Here is a 17054-nt window from a genome sequence, read left to right as displayed (position 1 = left end):
TTTTAAGGATATGCATGTGAAAATAGATACTGATGTCAATACTGGATACGGCAAGGATACCGACAAAAATGGATATGCAAATATTAAGTATCGTGAGCTAATTCAAAAATTAACAGCAACATTATCATTGACGCTTTTGTCATTTGGATGGGGCTCTACAGTAAACGCAGCACAACAACAAATCGCTTTAGTAGGAACCTGGACATCTATCCCAGATGCACCGCTTGTGCAAAAACCAGAAAAAGCCAGTGAAGGTTTGTACCAGCTACAAGTTAATGCTGACGGGACCTTAACTCCTGTTAAGGTATTGCAAATGAAAAGTCCATCTTGGGTTGTAAAATCGAAAGATGGCCGTTTTGCATATACCACTAATGAAGAAAATGAAGGGGCGGTAACGGCATTATCGGTTCAAAACGGAAAGGTAGAGGTATTGAACACGGTAAATAGTCATGGCGGGCATCCAACACATGCCTCTATCAGTTTAGATGGTAAATTCCTATTTGTGTCGAATTATTCTGCATTTGATAAAGGACGTGGCGGTGTCGCTGTTTTGCCAATTTTACCAAATGGACATTTGGGTGAAATGGTACAAAATATTGTTTTTTCGGAGGGTTCTGGTCATGTTAAAGGGCGTCAGGATAGTGGCCATGCCCATTCGACAACTTTTAGCCCAGATGGTAAGTATTTATATGCAAGTGATCTTGGAAATGACAAAGTCTATGCTTTTCGTTACAACCCAAGTAAGCCTCAACCACTTGAAGCGGACAAGAGCCGAGATGTGAGTTTTAAGCATGGTTCTGGTCCACGTCATATGGTCTTTTCACCAAATGGTAAACAGGCATACATTACCGCGGAAATGCGAAGTGAAATTGTGACATTTAACGTACAAGATGGCCATTTGAAAAAAGTCGCTGAGCTAAAACTGGTTCACGAAGACAAAACACCTGAATTCAAGAGTGCAAGTGGAATTATTCTTAGTCCAAATGGTAAGTATGTGATCGCTGCAAATCGTGGTGCGGATAACAAACTTTTGGTATTTAAAATCCAACAGAATGGGCTGTTAGGTCAACCGCAAGTTTATAAGGCCAATGGTATTGAACCACGTGCTTTTTCATTTGATGAGTCAGGTAAATATCTGTATGTGACGAATGTTTATAGTAATAACATTAGCTTATTCCGTTTTGATACCAAAAATGGCTCATTAAAACCTTTAGGCGATGCAGCTAAAATATCGACTCCAACTGATATCAAATTCTTTTAATAATTTTTCCTCACACTGATCCTGCAATATTTATAAGCTATTAGATTTTTCAGTGTTCATTGCTACAGATACTCAATCTTGAAAGACAATCAAGATTGAGTTGAGGATTGAGCACATAGAAAATTCCTTTAAAATCTCTTATTTTACTTTTCAAGCCGCGTGAGTTTTGAGAAAATGAGAGCTTGTCACAATGGTCAATTCAAACTTGATAATAATGGATAATTTTGTCGGGTTTTTGCAGATTTTTGCGTGTAAAATACTTATTTATTTTTTAGTTTAAGTGGTTGGAATAAATTTCTAATGGAAGCACAGTATAAGGTGTTATGTGTCTGTTTAGGAAATATTTGCCGTTCTCCCACGGCTGAAGTGGTTTTTAGACATTATTGTGATCAGCATCAACTCAATATCATTGTCGATTCAGCTGGAACAAGTAACTATCATCCAAATAAAGCACCTGATCAGCGTAGCCAATTGCATGCAAAAAAAAGAGGTTATGACTTATCTTCTTTGCGGGCAAGACAACTTTCAACTCAAGACTTTTTAGATTTTGATTTGATTTTGGCAATGGATCATCAAAACTTTGATGATATTCACGACTTGCTACAAAGAGCTATCTTCCAATTTGGCAGTCATCAAATTCGGGCAAAAGTGGCATTAATGAGTGAACATGATCCTCAATATCCACAACAAGCTCTGCCTGACCCTTACTATGGTGGAGATGAGGGCTTTGAACGTGTACTCGACCAATGTGAATCAAGTGCGTTGGCGTGGATTAATATCCTAAAAAAACAATTGAATGTTTAAAAACAGGTTTTTCAATACAATGCAAATTCAAAATCAAGTACAGCTTAAACCATTCAATACTTTAAGTTTAGATGTTACAGTTTCTCATTACACTAAGGTCAAATCTATTGAAGATATTGAAGAAGCTTTAGCTTTTGCTAAAGAGCATGAGCTAAATGTACTTGTATTATCTGGCGGTAGTAACATGCTATTACCGCAACAAATTAATGCTTTAGTTATTCATCTTGATATTCAGGGTATAGACGTTTTATCTGAAGATCAGGATTTTATTCGAGTTAAAGTCGGTGCAGGGCAGGTTTGGCACGATTTCGTTTTATATAGTACAAAGCAGAATTGGTTTGGCTTGCAGAACTTGGCACTTATTCCGGGCTTGGTTGGTGCTTCACCAGTGCAAAATATTGGTGCTTATGGTGTTGAGGTTGGTGAGTTTATTGAGTCGGTACAAGTCTATGACCGTCTATTAAAACAAACCGGATCAATTTCGGCAGCAGATTGTCATTTTTCTTATCGACATAGCATTTTTAAAGATGACCCAGCTCGTTACATCATTACTCATGTCACCTTTAAGCTGCTTAAACAAGCCAATCTAAAGCTAAATTACGGTGATTTAAAACAGGCAGTAGGAGATAACCTGACTGCTGAAAATTTACAAAATCAGGTCATTCATATTCGTCAAAGTAAATTACCTGATCCAAAAGAATATCCGAATGTAGGAAGTTTCTTTAAAAATCCGATTGTAAATACTCAAGAATTTGAACGATTAATCGCACAATTCTCAACAATTCCACATTATCCTCAGGCTAATGGTAACGTTAAAATTGCTGCTGGTTGGTTAATTGATCAGGCTGGATGGAAAGGTAAACAGCTCGGTGTAGTGGGAATGTTCCATAAGCAAGCCTTGGTTTTGGTGAATTATGCCAATGCATCTCTTGCGGATGTAAAGAAAACTTATCAAGCTGTACAACATGATGTTGAACAGCGTTTCCAAATTATGTTAGAACCAGAGCCTGTGCTTTATAACAATTTAGGTTTAATTGAAAATCATACGGAATAGTTTTATGCCAAAAGTACACTTGATGGTACGTTTTGTACAAGTAGTTACTGTACTATTTGTACTATTAGGCTGTTTCGTGATTTTTTTGTATTCGCCGTTTTATTCAAAACTTATTGTAGCTGGACTTAACTATTTTGTTCCGGTAGATGTTAATGAGGTGGCTGCGGAAAGCCAGCGAAAAGCAGCATTAAGTGAACATGATAACTTAGAGCCGGGGTCAAATTTATGGATTGCTCGTCAGGCTTATTTGAAGTTAACAGAAGATGCTTTACGTGAAAATAAGACAGCAGATTTGGGTTACATACAAGAAAACTATAAGGCTTTGCAGCAAATTATTCTTTTAGAAGAAAAAGAACAAGAACTACAGGAAGAGAAAGAAACGACGGCTGTGAGTGTTCCTTTGGTTGCGAAAAACTCAGAAATTGATGCGGCCGATGAAGCAAGTAGTCCTATCGATGCAGCACTTTCTATTAATAGTTCTGAAAATAAAGCCCTTACAGAGCAATATACGGAGTTTTTAGCAAGAAAACCTGTAGTGCCTGAGCATCAAAAAGCGGCGAGTGAGCCTGAGCAGAAAGTTGAATATGTTCGTAAAAACCCTCTGCCTGCTCAACCTAAAAAGTTATCAGAACCTTATGCGATTGTAGTATTGGGCGGTGGTTTAACTTTAGATAAAAATGGCAAAGATATTGTAGTTAACAGCTATACGCGGTTAAGACTAGAAAAAACCTTAGAAGTTGAAAAGAAAAACCATCTACCTATCGTACTAAGTGGAGTTGAAGCCCCTTATATGCAAGCATGGTTGAAAGCACGTGGGGTAGATGCAAAATTATTAGAAAAGCGCAGTATGAATACCTGTGAGAATACTCGCTTTAGTTCATTGTTACTTCAAAAGAAAGGTGGTGCGCCTACAGTTATGTTGGTCACAGATGAATATCATATGCCACGTACGCGCCGTTTATTTGCTTTAAATGGGATAGAGACTATTCCTGTTACTGCTCCAATGCCAACACCGCTTACACGTTGGCAACCGAGTATACAAAACTACGATCATAGTCGTCGTGCAAATTATGAATTACTTGCGACAATTCGTGACATGTTATTTGGTTCAAGTGATTGTCGAGAGGTGCCTTAATGTCTGAGATTCCATTTCTCAATCCTGCCGTATTAAAACAATTAGATTTACCGGTTCCGAACCGTGAACTCACTCCGCAAGTTTTAAGCCCACTCAATTTAAATACCTTAGAAGAGCCTTCTCGCGAGCTTTTAGCATACCGTAAATTATACGGTTTACATTTACTGGACTGTGAGCATTGGCAAGGCTATGTCCAAATGCCTTTATTTCGTCTGCATGTCCAAGTTTTTAAACCTAAATTAGACAAAATCCAAGGAACCGTATGTTTATTGCATGGTTATCTGGAGCATAGCGGAATTTATCAACCCATTATTCGCGAAATACTCGAACAAGGTTTTAGTGTTATTACCTACGACTTACCTGGTCATGGTTTGAGTAATGGTTCACCTGCAAGTATTCAAAATTTTGACCATTATCAACAAGTTTTGATGGCGGTTTATCAATATGTCAAACATGCTGATCAATTACCGAAACCATGGGTAGGTATTGGTCAAAGTACGGGTGGGGCAATCTGGATGCATCACTTGCTTGAGTATGCAGAAAAAAGACAAGACCCAATCGTCGATAGGGTTTTATTGCTTTCACCATTAATTCGACCTGCTAAAACAGCATGGTGGCATAATCCGGTAGGTCTAGGCATTATTCGTCGTATTAAGCGTCAAGTGCCTCGACACTTTAGACGGAATAACCATAATCCTGAATTTTTAAGATTTATTCGTTTAAAAGATCCATTGCAGCCACGCATGATGGGCATGGACTGGATTTTGGCAATGTCAAAATGGATGCAGGAAATGGAAGAGCGACCTGCTTGTCGTATTCCTGTCTGGCTTGCACAAGGGGCATTAGATCAAACAGTAGACTGGCGTTACAACATCGAGTTTATTCGCCGTAAGTTTAGGCTTCAAACCTTATTGATGCTGGAAGAGGGTTCCCATCAATTAATTAACGAACGTGCAGATATTCGTGCGGCTTTAACAGGTTTAATTCCAGCCTTTTTACATGCAAAGCCGAAACATTTTTATTATTAAAGTTTGAAGCTGCCTATAGAGGCAGCTTCAGTTTTAACTATTTAAAAATGATTGGCGTCAGCCATATTCCACATACGATAATAGAAATTATCATCATCATTTTTCAGTTCAGATTGTAAAAGCTCACCTTCTTTTAAGAAGAAGTGTAATTGAGCATAGTTTTTAATTTCACGGTCATTAATCCGTTGAGCTAAATGATGAGCTTTAATATCCGATGGATGACGTAAACCTGCCGCAGCAATCATTTCTGATAATGCATGTAATGTATTTTTGTGGAAATTAAATACACGTTCTGCTTTGGTCGGTACATGGAGTGCTTTCTGGCGATCTTTATCTTGGGTTGCAACGCCTACAGGACATTGGTTTGTATGGCAACTTTGCGCTTGAATACATCCAACTGCAAACATAAAGCCACGTGCTGAGTTCACCCAATCTGCACCGAGTGCAAATGTGCTGGCAATATCAAATGCACTAATAATTTTACCGCTTGCACCAATTTTAACTTGATCTCTTAGGCCAGCACCTACAAGTGTGTTATGAACAAAACGTAGGCCTTCACGTAATGGTGTTCCGATATAGTCACTAAACTCAATAGGGGCTGCGCCAGTGCCACCTTCAGAACCATCAACTACAATAAAATCAGGCACAATTTTTGTTTCAAGCATTGCTTTTACAATACTCATAAACTGCCAAGGTTGACCAATACACAGTTTGAAACCTACCGGTTTACCACCAGATAAAGTTCGCAACTTCTGTAAGAAATGCATCATTTCAATTGGTGTCGAAAAGCTTGAATGCTTCGCAGGAGAGATACAATCATGGTCACGGGAAACACCACGGATCTCGGCAATTTCAGCAGTAATCTTATGTTTAGGTAAAATACCGCCATGGCCCGGTTTAGCCCCTTGCGAAAGCTTAAGCTCAATCATTTTGATTTGTGGCAATTGAGACTGCTTAGCAAACTTCTGTTCATCAAATTTTCCGTCTAAAGTTCGGCAGCCAAAATATCCACTGGCAATTTGCCAAACAATATCACCACCATTTTCTAAGTGATATGGGCTGAGACTACCTTCACCGGTATCGTGATAAAAACCGCCTAATTGTGCTCCTTTGTTTAATGCACGTATTGCATTCGCACTTAAACTACCAAAGCTCATGGCAGAGATATTCATAATGGATGCACTATAAGGTTGAAGGCATTGGGTATTACCAATTTGAATACGGAAACTCTTAGGATCCGCTGGTGGACATGGACTAATGGAATGAACAATAAAGCGATAATCTTCTTGATAGACATCAATAATTGATCCAAAAGGTTTATCTGCATTCTCATTTTTAGCACGTTGATAAACCAAACTTCTTTGCATACGCGAGAAAGGAAGGGCATCTTGATCCGCTTCAATAAAGTATTGGCGAATTTCAGGGCGTATATCTTCAAATAAAAAACGGAAATGGCCCATAATCGGGTAATTTCTTAAGATTGAATGTCTATTTTGTAAGACATCATATAGACCTAATAAGCTTAATGCGCCACTGACGACCCATAAACCGTTGAGTAAAGTATCCGAAATAAAATAATAAATACTATGAGGTGTATATACGGTTCTAAACCACGTGATTGTGAGTGCAGTAAAAATACACAAGAACCAAATAGAGTGGCGTGAAAAGAATGTATTGAGAAATTTATGTCGAATGATTTGTGCCGGACTCGCCATATGTGAACAAATTCCTAATGTTTTACTGGCACATACCTTGCCAAGAAGCAGCCAAAACTACAAGTAGGGAATTGTTTAACCGGTATTTTATTCATTTAATCTTTTACCAACTGATCATCTCCCTAATACGAAAAGCTGATGAGTTGGCAAAGACCAGAGCTTTATTAAGCTTTAAGAGGGAGCTGTTTTTTTATGAGCAAAATAAATAAGGTGATGACTAAGCTAAATCCAAAAATAGGTAAACTCAGCCCTAGAGCAGCAAGCATTAATATCGTAATTATTCTTTGTTGTGTAGTTGCATGTTTCCATACGAACAAAGTTTGGTTAATAAAATGATGGGTCGTAAGTTTTACATTGGAGGTTTTAAACCAAGCTTTATATGCATAAACAATCATTATACATAGCCCGAGCGCATACAGAACCAGAATCAATTGATTGACCCAACCGAATAGTACCCCAATATGTGCATCAACTCCCCAGCGTGTAAGTTTTGCAACTAATGAATAATCTTTAAAAGCGAGTTTATCGATTACCTTGTGTTCATGTATATCAATCGCAATACTATCTGCTTGTGTGGGCCATTTGCGCTGTATTTCCGCAACAGTCCAAGCTTGGTTCGCAGCAACTGGCGGTTTGATTTGTATTTCTGTTGAATTAATCCCATTTGCTCGAGCAATTGCTAATACAGAATCGAATTCAGCTGGCATGATGTCTAAATTTGGCGTTTCCATGATCATTTCGTGATGTTCATGATGAGACATTTCTGGCAATGAAATCTGATTTAGTGAGGTGGTCAATGTTGGTGTTTGCCAGTTTAACCATTGACGGGCAATACGAATATTATCACCAGCCCATTGAGACCATGTAAGACCAGTAATCGCAATGAACAATAAAAGTGGTAGTAAAGCTAACCCAATAGAACTATGCCATTTTAATAAGTGATTTTTATTTGTTTGTCTGTTTTTGAAGTTTGAGCGACGCTTCCACCAACTGTATAGCCCACTTAAAGTTAAAAAACCAAGCCAACTTGCAGCAAGTTCACTATAAAAACGTCCCCATTTTCCTAATAATAAATTGCTGTGTAATTGATCTAAGAATGTACGTAACGGTAATACGCCACTGGTTCCATACACAGCAAGTTGTCCTTTTACAGAAAGCGTATAAGGATCAATAAAAATGGCTTCATTATTTAGATGGTGTGTATGATCGGAAAAAATAACCCGCGTAGTTTGCACAGGGCTTGGTGATGGTCTGACTTCTGTAATTTTTGCAGTTGCAGGCATGACTTTTCTTGCGCTTTCAATCTGCTGGCTTAGGGGGTGTATCTCCTTATTTAAAGGCTGAACATTTAATGCATCTTTATAGATGAATTGCTCTAACTGAGGCGTAATTGCATATAGTAAGCCAGTAAATGCGGCAACAAATATAAATGGGGCAATAAAAATACCGGCATAAATATGTATGAGACGGAAGAGACTACGCCAAAAGCTAGAAGTAGGGGACATTTTAAAGAGATATCGAGCAAACTTTGTCGTGAAGTATATCTACTTTAAATTGTATTTTGAAATTGCACTTTTCATTGGCCAGCTTGATTGTAGATTTTCTAAAGTATCATTGTGCTAAATTGCTAGCAATGCTGTGGCTTGGTGTTAAGAAATATCTCGTAAATTTTGCTCTCTGAATACACAGCTCATATGATCAATACAATATTTAGTATAGATATTTATGAAAAAGCACTTTATAGAAAAATTTTTATTGTTAAGTTTGTTTTAAATATTATTCTTTTAATTTATCTAGAGAAACTAAATAGCCTATGATTTATTTCTTAGTAATTATAATTTCTTAATTTATTCTAGTACCAATAGATTTATGATGTTGGTTTGAGTGAATACAGCTAATGAGTAAGAACTCTTTTATGGATATTAATGGTTTATGTCTAAGCTTTTTGAGAGAGTTTTATATTGTTACTAATTCTATTGGTTAATATTTTAAGAAAAATTATCTTATTAATTTTTATAATATTTAGTGCTTAATAAAATTTTTAAATGAAGCTTTTAGACTAAAAAACAAAAGTATACACTCTTGTTTTTTAGTCTAGTATTTCAATGTTATTAAATTAAATAGCGACTAATTCCTCAATTTTCTCAAGATCGATTATTTTTTTAATATAAGACCAAGTTTTTTCAGCATTAATTAAATTTTTATCAATTGTTCCATCATTAATAACTCCATCGAGGATATTAAGAAATAGATTGGTTAATGCAGCTGCGTCTTCTACCTGAATTTTAATTAAAATAGAAAAAACAAGCTCATAGAGCCATTCTCTATATTCATTAATAGGATTTTTAACGGATGGGTAAAGTTGTACTACTTCCATAGTTGCCTTTTTAAATAAGCATCCATTAAAGTCTTCTGTGTAAATCCAATCAATATACCAATTAAATAAGCTTCTGAGTTGAACTAAAGGTAGGTCATTGATATTGATTCTTTCTAATATAGCAGACTGTATATCAGAATTCCTTTTGTAAAGGCATGATTCTATTAGCTTTTCCTTTGAAGGAAAATACTTGTAGAATGTCATCTTTGCAACATTGGATTCAGCAATAATTCTGTCCACTCCAATAGAGTTATAGCTTTTTTCATTAAAAAGGGCAGTTGCTGTTTTTATAATAGTGTCTCTTTTTGACATCGATTTCCCCGTAGTAAATCTTTTGAAATCCGTTTCTTTTTTAAGGCTAGTGCTCTGGCAAAAGTCAGTTTAATCATATTGAAAACGCTAATGTAATACAACATGTGAGAGCCTAAAAAAATAGTATTTTTCGATATTAATTGTTATTTGATTCATTAAAAAAATTCATTAAATTATCCATTGATTTGTAGTAATAATAAACCTAATATCAAATTGTTTAGGGATGAGTATACAATTTTATTTAGTAGCAAATGAATGCACGATTAAAATAATGGGGAACTCATAACCTAACTATAAGAATTAATTTGTTATTGAGAATGATTATGTCAAAAAAATTTGAAGATTTCGATAATCCAAGACAAAAGGCATTACTGGGGATGAAGAATAGTATTCCTACAGAACAGTGGGAAGAAAATCTAAAATTTCTCAAACAATTAAGAGCGAGAATTGCTGAATTACCAGTATGTAAACATCCGGCGATCGAAGTTTTAAATAATGGATTGCTTGATAAATTCACTTTAACAAGAATTCATTTAGAATATCGTCATGCGATTGTTCAGATCTTTACTGATGCCTTATTAATGGCCCAGTTCCAGACAAAACAATTGGAGCCTAAACTCCATTCTGGAGCTAAAATGTTTCCACGTGTTTTATTAAGTTTAAATGTACTTGATGAATTTGGTTTTAGACCAGGAACAGACCCAGACAATTATTATCTAGGTAATCCAGAGTATGCACATTATCCTTTATATGAAGATTTATTAAATGATTATGGTTTGAGTGAGAAGGACCGTAGAGAGTATCAACCTTCAAAAATTGCAGATCAGGTAAGAAATTTTCTAGAATCATCTTATGATAGTTATATTAAAGTAGTTGCTTTACTTGCAGTGGCGGAAGAAGAAGTGATTCTTTTTAGCCCACCACTTCGTGAAGCGACTAAAGCCATTGGCGTGGATGTTGAAGGTGGCGGCTATTACCATGTTCATGGGGTATCTACTGACGAAACCTCAGAAGCAGCAGATGATGATCATGAAGATGATCTCTGGTTTGCGTTAGCGCAAGCAATAACTAAAGAAGACTATGAGAGCTTAACAACGCTTTGTATGGATTATTGTGCTTTATGGAATGAGTTTTGGGATGCACAAATTGCTGATATTCACTATTTAGAAGCAAAGAAGTTAGCATAACTTGTATTCATAGTAAGACGAATAATTGATAAAAACTAAAAGCCTATTCATATATGAATAGGCTTTTTTAATACTTTAAATCCAGCCCATCTATAAACTAATAACCTGAAGTATTTCATTTAATACATTATTTGCATCTGTGGGAAATGATAGAATTACGAAAGTCAGTAAGTGGATATGTATGGGGCTTAAAAACATGCATCCTATAAGTGTGAGCAAATGAATACATTCATATACAGCTATCTAAAATTTTTAACCTATTGAAAATACAAAGGTTCACGTCTTGTTCCCACCATTTACAATCCAAACCAGATTAGGCGGATTCTACTTCTTTTATTATTCCATTGTTGGCACATTTATGCCGTATTGGAACTTATATCTCCAAGATCAGGGGTTTAATTATCAAGAGATAGGTATTTTATCTTCTATTGCTATTGTGACGCGCTTCTTTGCCCCTTTGGTTTGGGGCTGGATCGCCGATAAATCCGGTAAAAGAATGCTATTAGTGCGGATTGCCACATGGATGGAGGCATGTATATGGTTGGCTATTTTTATAATTCCTAATACTTTTCAGTCAGTTGCTTTATTGATGCTTATTTTTAGTTTTTTCCAAAATGCTATTTTAGCTCAATTTGAAGGAGTAACTTTATTTTGGTTAGGAGACCAAAGGGCGAAACTTTATGGCAAGATTCGAAAATGGGGATCAGTTGGGTTTATTGTCGGTGTATTTACAATAGGGGCAATTTTAGAAATCATTCCGATTTCAATGTTGCCTATATTATTGCTTATCATTGCCTCCTTAGCATTTATTTGGGCATTTACAATACGTGAACCAGAAGGGGCCCCAACTTCACAAAAGCATTTAGAACCTTTATTGCCTGTGCTGAAACGTCCTGAAGTTGCTGCTTTTTTCACAATTGAGTTTATTCTTCTTTTTTCACATGCACCTTTTTATAGCTTCTATAGCAATTTTCTGAAATCGTTAAATTTTAGTACAACGGAAATTGGCTTTTTATGGGCTATGGGCGTGGTTTCTGAAATTGTGATGTTTGCATATGCAACTACGTTTTTTAAATATTTTTCTTGGCGTAGCCTTGTAGCAGTATGTTTGATTTTGACAAGTATACGCTGGTTATTAGTTGCTATTTTCTCTCACTATTTCATAGGTCAGCTATTTGCACAGTGCCTACACGCCTTTAGTTTTGGCTTATTTCATCTCATCGCAATGCGGCTTATCTTTCAAAACTTTTCAATAGGGCAGCAAGGTCGAGGTCAGGCTTTTTATAGCACCATGTGGGGACTTGGAGTGGCGTTCGGAAGTATTTTGGCTGGTCATTACTGGAAAATTCTTACGGGTGAGCATATTTTTATGATCGCTGCTTTAGTGGTTCTATTTGGTTTGTGCTTTGTCTATTGGTTACCTAAACAAATTGAAAAGTCAGTTTCTTAGATTAAATAGTGATAAAAATTGTTAGGAATACCGAGTTAAAGATAGAAATTGTTTGATGAGAAGTATCGGTTCGTTACGGTTGAAAAATATTGTTTTTATATGGTTATGAAACAATGTTTTTCTAAAAAAATGTGCTAACTTAAACTCATGCGTTTAATGATTAATAAATCTATGAAAAATATTTATATTATGGGATTATTATTGGCTTGTTCTGGTTTTGCTATGGCTGAGACAGCGACTCAACAGCCAACAGCACAACCTGTTCGCACTGCAAGTAATCCTAATGCTATACGTATTGTTACGCGTCCTGAAATTATGGGATTATGGGGAATGGAGATTCCAAATAATAAAAAATGTGTAGAGTATTATAATTTCCGCAGTAGTAACGATGTGGTGATTAAAAGTGGTGAAGAGTGGTCATACGGTATTTATGAATATCAGCCATCTGATGACCCTAAAGAGCAGCTATCGGCTTTAGTAATGCAAATTAAGTTTGATAATAATAAAGTAGATTGTTCTGGTCAGAAGCAAGATCAGACAGGTGATATTTCTCAATATTTCGTGCAATGGAAAAATGACCATACTATTAATTTCTGCTCAACGGCTAAGGGTGAGCAATGTTTCGCAACTTTACGCCGAATGTTGCCATAAACAAATTATAAAAAAGCCTCTTATTTAAGAGGCTTTTTTATATGAAGCATATTATGCAGTTTCAGCTTTCTTTTCTTCTTCCACTTGCTTTAACAAGTGTTTTTCAAGGTAATGGATGTCCATTGCTTGAGAACAGAAGTTTTTATCCTGCAAAATAAGATCTTTATGTAAAGGAATATTGGTTTTAATTCCTGTAAGAATCATTTCATCTAACGCTTGACGCATGCGGGCAAGTGAAGTTTCACGATCTTTACCATGAGCAATCAATTTTGCAATCATTGAATCGTAATATGGCGGAATGCTATATCCAGGATAGATATGAGAATCTAAACGAATACCCGCACCGCCTGGTGCATAGAAACTTTCAATTTTACCTGGTGAAGGTAAGAATGTTGTTGGATCTTCGGCATTGATACGACATTCAATGGCATGACCACGAACTTCAATATCTTCTTGTTGAAGCTCTAGGCCTAAACCAGCTGCAATACGTAATTGCTGCTCAATAATGTCAACACCAGTCACCATTTCAGTTACAGGGTGCTCAACCTGAACACGAGTATTCATTTCAATGAAGAAGAATTCACCATCTTCAAATAAGAATTCAAACGTACCAGCACCACGATATTGCATTAACTGACATGCGTGTACACAGGCTTGTAAAATATCAGCACGTGCTTGTTCCGGTAGATTTGGCGCAGGAGCTTCTTCTAACACTTTTTGGTGACGACGTTGTAATGAACAGTCACGGTCATATAAATGAATCGCGTGGCCATTACCATCACCCAAAACTTGAACTTCGACATGGCGAGGTTTTTGTAAGAAGCGTTCCATGTATACGGTATCATCGCCGAACCACATTTCTGCATCACGTTGAGCTGCTTGAACTGACTCAAGTAATGTATCTACGCGTTCAACAATACGCATACCACGACCACCACCACCAGCTGCCGCTTTAACAATAAGCGGGAAGCCGATTTCTTTAGCTTCAGCTAAAGCGTTGTGGATGGTTACTGCATGGTCACAACCAGGTACTGTAGGTACACCAGCTTTTTTCATTGCAACAATTGCAGAAACCTTGTTACCCATTAAACGAATATGTTCTGGGCGAGGGCCAATAAATGTGAAGCCTGAGCTTTCTACAATTTCAGCAAACTCGGCATTTTCCGAAAGGAAGCCATAGCCTGGGTGAATTGCATCAGCACCAGTAATTTCTGCAGCAGTAATAATTGCCGGGATGTTTAAATAGCTGTCACTACTTGCACCCGGACCAATACATACTGCTTCATCAACGAAACGTAAATGCATCAAATCTTTATCGGCATCTGAATAGATACCAACAGTTTTGATTCCTAATGTTTTGCAAGCCCGGGTAATTCGTAAAGCGATTTCACCACGGTTTGCAATTAAAACTTTTTGCAACATAGATGTCCCCGGGGTATTACGCGCGATAACGGAATAAAGGTTGACCGAATTGGATCACTTCACCATTTTTCACTAAAATTTCTTCAATCACACCGCTTTGAGTTGCTTCAATCGGGTTCATGATTTTCATTGCTTCAATAATACCCAAAGTCTCACCAGCAGATACTGTTTGACCTACTTTAACAAATGGTGCTTCGCCTGGGCTTGGAGCAGCATAGAACACACCAACCATAGGAGAAGTTTCAACTGCTCCACGTGGTGTTTTTGCAACAGGTGCTTCAGCAACAGGAGCTGCCGGAAGTGCTACACCAGCCGCAGCAACGACAGGATTGCGACGAGTTAAAGCGATCGATTGATCACCTTCTTTAACTTCAATCGCTTGCAAGTCAGACTCAATCATTAAATCGATGAGTTTCTTAATTTTGCGGATATCCATGGGCGACTATTCCTGAACTAGTTTGGGTTAGATGGTTGAATTTTTTCAATAGCGTAATCGAGTGCAAAGCTATAACCTTTTGCGCCTAGACCACAAATCACGCCAATTGCTTTGTCTGATAAATAAGAGTGATGTCTGAAAGCTTCACGTGCGTGAACATTTGATAAATGTACTTCAATAAAGGGAATGGCAACGCCAAGTAAGGCATCGCGTAAAGCAACTGAAGTGTGAGTGAGGGCAGCAGGGTTAATAATAATCAGTTTTACGCCTTCTGTTTGTGCCTGATGAATACGGTCAACAATGGCACCTTCCCAGTTGCTTTGAAAAGTATCTAGTGTAATTGAGGCTTGTTCAGCTTGAGCAATAAGTTGTTGGTTGATATTGTCTAGGGTAAGATGACCATATACTTCTGGTTCGCGTTTTCCCAGCAAATTCAAATTCGGTCCATGAATTACCAAAATGGTCGAACTCATTCAGATTGCTCCAGCTCTAAAGTTGCAAATAATCTTTGCAAGATGTCTGCAAAGTTTGCTTATTATGGCATATGTTTCTACAAGTTTTTTATAATTTCTTTTAATTGTCGCAGAAAGGGTACACCAAATTCGGCTTATATATTGTAAATTTTGCGACGAATTAGCAATGTTAAAAAATGACAAAATTTCTAGTAATTTAACGGAGCTTATTTTAAACCGAATTGACAAAAACAGTTCATGTATTTTGTGTAACGGGGGTATAAGCATCTTCAATCGTTAACATTTCATTCCAGCGTGTTAGGTAATTTTTTGAGCGATGACATTGTTTCATTTGCCAAGATGGATTACGTGAGTGATATCCAACTTGTAAATAGTGGCTACCAAAGCGCTTACGGACTGTACCTAAAGTTTCCATCAATTGTTGTCTTTGATGAATAAGTTCCAGAGGCTGCCATAAATCATCAATATGTTGCTGACGTGCGTGTAGAGCACAAAATAATACTCCAATTTTTATGTAACTTTTATTTTCTTTATATAAAACATCAATTTGCTGCATAGCTGCTTTAGTAAGTATGCATAAATCATCTGTTGCATAATGAAGACCAATTGCCTGAGATGTGGCTTTTTTATAGGGTGGTTTGTCGGTTTTTTCATAAAGCATAACTTGAACACAGGCACAAAGTTGTTCTTGTTTCATTAAACGGCGATGTGCCCGATTAAGGTGAAAGATAAGTGCTTGTTTAATAATCTCAATACTGGATAAAGCTTGAGCAAAACTTCGTGATGCTAAAATCCGTTTCGTTGGAATAGCTGGATCATCAAGTTGAATACAGGATTGGCCTTTTAGCTCACGAATAGTGCGTGCCATGACCACAGAAAATGCCTTTGCCATATGATGTTCATTGGCAAAAGTTAAGTCTAGGCATGTGTACACCTCATAACTTTGTAGCTGTTTGACTAATTGATAGCCGATTCCCCATACCTCTTTGACTGATGTCTGTTGCATGAGGTCTTCCATAATTAATGGATCTAAGGTGATGAAATTACATACTCCTTTAAAACTTTTAATTTTCTTAGCATAGTGATTGGCAAGTTTTGCTTGTGTCTTTGAATATCCAATTCCAATGCAACAAGGTAAGCCTAACCATTTTAGGAGAGTGCTTCTCACTTTGTTGCAGTAGTCAGAGATATCGATAGATTGGAGGTAAGGGGTGAGATGAATAAAGCATTCATCTATAGAGTAGGCTTCTAAATCATCTGGAGAGAAAAACTCACCGAGAACAGCAAAAAAACGGCGGGACATCTCGGCATATAAAGTGTAGTTGCTTGAATAGACTTGAACGCCTGCTTGTAAAGCATCTTTTTCAATTTGGAACCAAGGTACTCCCATTTTTATTCCTAAAAGTTTTGCCTCTTCACTACGTGAGACCACACATCCATCGTTATTAGATAAAACAACTACAGGTTTATCATTGAGTTTAGGGTTGAAAAGACGCTCACAGCTGACATAGCAATTATTAATATCAACCAGTGCATAAACTTCACGGTGTGAGATATCTTTCATGATTTCATTCCCTTACTCATTAACTGAAATCTGTATTTTGAATTTGTAACATAATCAAGTTAACAAAATTACGGGCTGATATCTAGGGGAGTTTCAGTTGTTCGTCGAAATTATAGATAGGAGATAAAATCTATGAAATGTCAGTTATTGATATGGAAATGTCTGAAAATGATAAGTTTTAATTG

Annotated in this window: 15 protein-coding genes; 8 read left to right on the top strand and 7 right to left on the bottom strand. The window is 36.9% G+C overall.

The window, feature by feature from the left end:
- Positions 1 to 16: 16 nt before the first annotated feature.
- From KNQ97_RS09035 to KNQ97_RS09015, 5 genes are all read left to right on the top strand, one after another.
- Positions 17 to 1261: a lactonase family protein gene (locus KNQ97_RS09035; RefSeq protein WP_002010334.1), complete on the top strand. Its 1245-nt coding sequence runs from the start codon at positions 17 to 19 to the stop codon at positions 1259 to 1261.
- A gap of 300 nt (positions 1262 to 1561) precedes the next feature.
- A complete protein-coding gene (locus KNQ97_RS09030; protein WP_000388070.1) occupies positions 1562 to 2065 on the top strand; it encodes a low molecular weight protein-tyrosine-phosphatase in 504 nt (167 codons plus the stop codon).
- Positions 2066 to 2084: 19 nt separating this feature from the next.
- Positions 2085 to 3119: a UDP-N-acetylmuramate dehydrogenase gene (gene murB, locus KNQ97_RS09025; RefSeq protein WP_031379632.1), complete on the top strand. Its 1035-nt coding sequence runs from the start codon at positions 2085 to 2087 to the stop codon at positions 3117 to 3119.
- Positions 3120 to 3123: 4 nt separating this feature from the next.
- The gene (locus KNQ97_RS09020) at positions 3124 to 4254 is read left to right on the top strand and encodes a YdcF family protein (RefSeq protein ID WP_001127151.1); all 1131 of its coding nucleotides are present in this window, start codon (positions 3124 to 3126) and stop codon (positions 4252 to 4254) included.
- Positions 4254 to 5282 (top strand): alpha/beta hydrolase, encoded by a 1029-nt coding sequence (locus KNQ97_RS09015; RefSeq protein WP_001290023.1) that lies wholly within the window; start codon positions 4254 to 4256, stop codon positions 5280 to 5282. Before KNQ97_RS09020 ends, KNQ97_RS09015 begins: the two co-directional genes overlap by 1 nt.
- 41 nt (positions 5283 to 5323) lie before the next feature.
- On the opposite strand, the gene KNQ97_RS09010 is transcribed toward KNQ97_RS09015, so the two are convergent.
- The 3 genes from KNQ97_RS09010 to KNQ97_RS09000 all read right to left on the bottom strand — a co-directional run bounded on the left by KNQ97_RS09010 (position 5324) and on the right by KNQ97_RS09000 (position 9686).
- The gene (locus tag KNQ97_RS09010; RefSeq protein WP_005138719.1) at positions 5324 to 6997 is read right to left on the bottom strand and encodes an FMN-binding glutamate synthase family protein; all 1674 of its coding nucleotides are present in this window, start codon (positions 6995 to 6997) and stop codon (positions 5324 to 5326) included.
- Positions 6998 to 7161: 164 nt separating this feature from the next.
- Entirely contained in the window at positions 7162 to 8502 is a 1341-nt protein-coding gene (locus KNQ97_RS09005) for a PepSY domain-containing protein (RefSeq protein WP_253612117.1), read from the bottom strand.
- Between the two features lie 611 nt (positions 8503 to 9113).
- Complete coding sequence (locus KNQ97_RS09000; RefSeq protein ID WP_000043920.1) at positions 9114 to 9686, bottom strand: TetR/AcrR family transcriptional regulator; 573 nt, start codon at positions 9684 to 9686, stop codon at positions 9114 to 9116.
- 323 nt (positions 9687 to 10009) lie between these two features.
- Here KNQ97_RS09000 and KNQ97_RS08995 point away from each other — a divergent pair, with 323 nt between their 5' ends.
- The 3 genes from KNQ97_RS08995 to KNQ97_RS08985 all read left to right on the top strand — a co-directional run bounded on the left by KNQ97_RS08995 (position 10010) and on the right by KNQ97_RS08985 (position 12974).
- Positions 10010 to 10873: an iron-containing redox enzyme family protein gene (locus KNQ97_RS08995; RefSeq protein ID WP_000037356.1), complete on the top strand. Its 864-nt coding sequence runs from the start codon at positions 10010 to 10012 to the stop codon at positions 10871 to 10873.
- A gap of 283 nt (positions 10874 to 11156) precedes the next feature.
- On the top strand, positions 11157 to 12323 hold the full coding sequence (locus KNQ97_RS08990) for an MFS transporter (RefSeq protein WP_004736559.1): 1167 nt from the start codon (positions 11157 to 11159) through the stop codon (positions 12321 to 12323).
- Between the two features lie 147 nt (positions 12324 to 12470).
- Entirely contained in the window at positions 12471 to 12974 is a 504-nt protein-coding gene (locus KNQ97_RS08985; RefSeq protein ID WP_001238660.1) for a hypothetical protein, read from the top strand.
- A gap of 51 nt (positions 12975 to 13025) precedes the next feature.
- On the opposite strand, the gene accC is transcribed toward KNQ97_RS08985, so the two are convergent.
- From accC to KNQ97_RS08965, 4 genes are all read right to left on the bottom strand, one after another.
- The gene (gene accC / locus KNQ97_RS08980) at positions 13026 to 14396 is read right to left on the bottom strand and encodes an acetyl-CoA carboxylase biotin carboxylase subunit (protein ID WP_000939648.1); all 1371 of its coding nucleotides are present in this window, start codon (positions 14394 to 14396) and stop codon (positions 13026 to 13028) included.
- Positions 14397 to 14412: 16 nt separating this feature from the next.
- The gene (gene accB / locus KNQ97_RS08975) at positions 14413 to 14832 is read right to left on the bottom strand and encodes an acetyl-CoA carboxylase biotin carboxyl carrier protein (protein WP_000354611.1); all 420 of its coding nucleotides are present in this window, start codon (positions 14830 to 14832) and stop codon (positions 14413 to 14415) included.
- A 17-nt stretch (positions 14833 to 14849) separates the two neighbouring features.
- Complete coding sequence (gene aroQ, locus KNQ97_RS08970; RefSeq protein ID WP_000099412.1) at positions 14850 to 15305, bottom strand: type II 3-dehydroquinate dehydratase; 456 nt, start codon at positions 15303 to 15305, stop codon at positions 14850 to 14852.
- 235 nt (positions 15306 to 15540) lie between these two features.
- Positions 15541 to 16869 (bottom strand): Y-family DNA polymerase, encoded by a 1329-nt coding sequence (locus KNQ97_RS08965; RefSeq protein WP_000652023.1) that lies wholly within the window; start codon positions 16867 to 16869, stop codon positions 15541 to 15543.
- Positions 16870 to 17054: the final 185 nt, after the last annotated feature.

This window comes from Acinetobacter sp. UC24323 (assembly GCF_024151445.1).
GTDB classification, from domain to species: domain Bacteria; phylum Pseudomonadota; class Gammaproteobacteria; order Pseudomonadales; family Moraxellaceae; genus Acinetobacter; species Acinetobacter baumannii.
This window is presented reverse-complemented; position numbering and strand designations above follow the sequence as displayed.

Excerpts from the sequence above, each read along its gene's own strand:
- KNQ97_RS09010 (WP_005138719.1), bottom strand. The coding sequence starts at position 6,997 with ATGGCGAGTCCGGCACAAATCATTCGACATAAATTTCTCAATACATTC.
- KNQ97_RS09030 (WP_000388070.1), top strand. The coding sequence starts at position 1,562 with ATGGAAGCACAGTATAAGGTGTTATGTGTCTGTTTAGGAAATATTTGC.
- KNQ97_RS08995 (WP_000037356.1), top strand. The coding sequence starts at position 10,010 with ATGTCAAAAAAATTTGAAGATTTCGATAATCCAAGACAAAAGGCATTA.
- murB (WP_031379632.1), top strand. The coding sequence starts at position 2,085 with ATGCAAATTCAAAATCAAGTACAGCTTAAACCATTCAATACTTTAAGT.
- KNQ97_RS09015 (WP_001290023.1), top strand. The coding sequence starts at position 4,254 with ATGTCTGAGATTCCATTTCTCAATCCTGCCGTATTAAAACAATTAGAT.
- KNQ97_RS09020 (WP_001127151.1), top strand. The coding sequence starts at position 3,124 with ATGCCAAAAGTACACTTGATGGTACGTTTTGTACAAGTAGTTACTGTA.
- KNQ97_RS08965 (WP_000652023.1), bottom strand. The coding sequence starts at position 16,869 with ATGAAAGATATCTCACACCGTGAAGTTTATGCACTGGTTGATATTAAT.
- KNQ97_RS09005 (WP_253612117.1), bottom strand. The coding sequence starts at position 8,502 with ATGTCCCCTACTTCTAGCTTTTGGCGTAGTCTCTTCCGTCTCATACAT.
- KNQ97_RS09000 (WP_000043920.1), bottom strand. The coding sequence starts at position 9,686 with ATGTCAAAAAGAGACACTATTATAAAAACAGCAACTGCCCTTTTTAAT.
- KNQ97_RS08985 (WP_001238660.1), top strand. The coding sequence starts at position 12,471 with ATGCGTTTAATGATTAATAAATCTATGAAAAATATTTATATTATGGGA.
- accC (WP_000939648.1), bottom strand. The coding sequence starts at position 14,396 with ATGTTGCAAAAAGTTTTAATTGCAAACCGTGGTGAAATCGCTTTACGA.
- accB (WP_000354611.1), bottom strand. The coding sequence starts at position 14,832 with ATGGATATCCGCAAAATTAAGAAACTCATCGATTTAATGATTGAGTCT.
- aroQ (WP_000099412.1), bottom strand. The coding sequence starts at position 15,305 with ATGAGTTCGACCATTTTGGTAATTCATGGACCGAATTTGAATTTGCTG.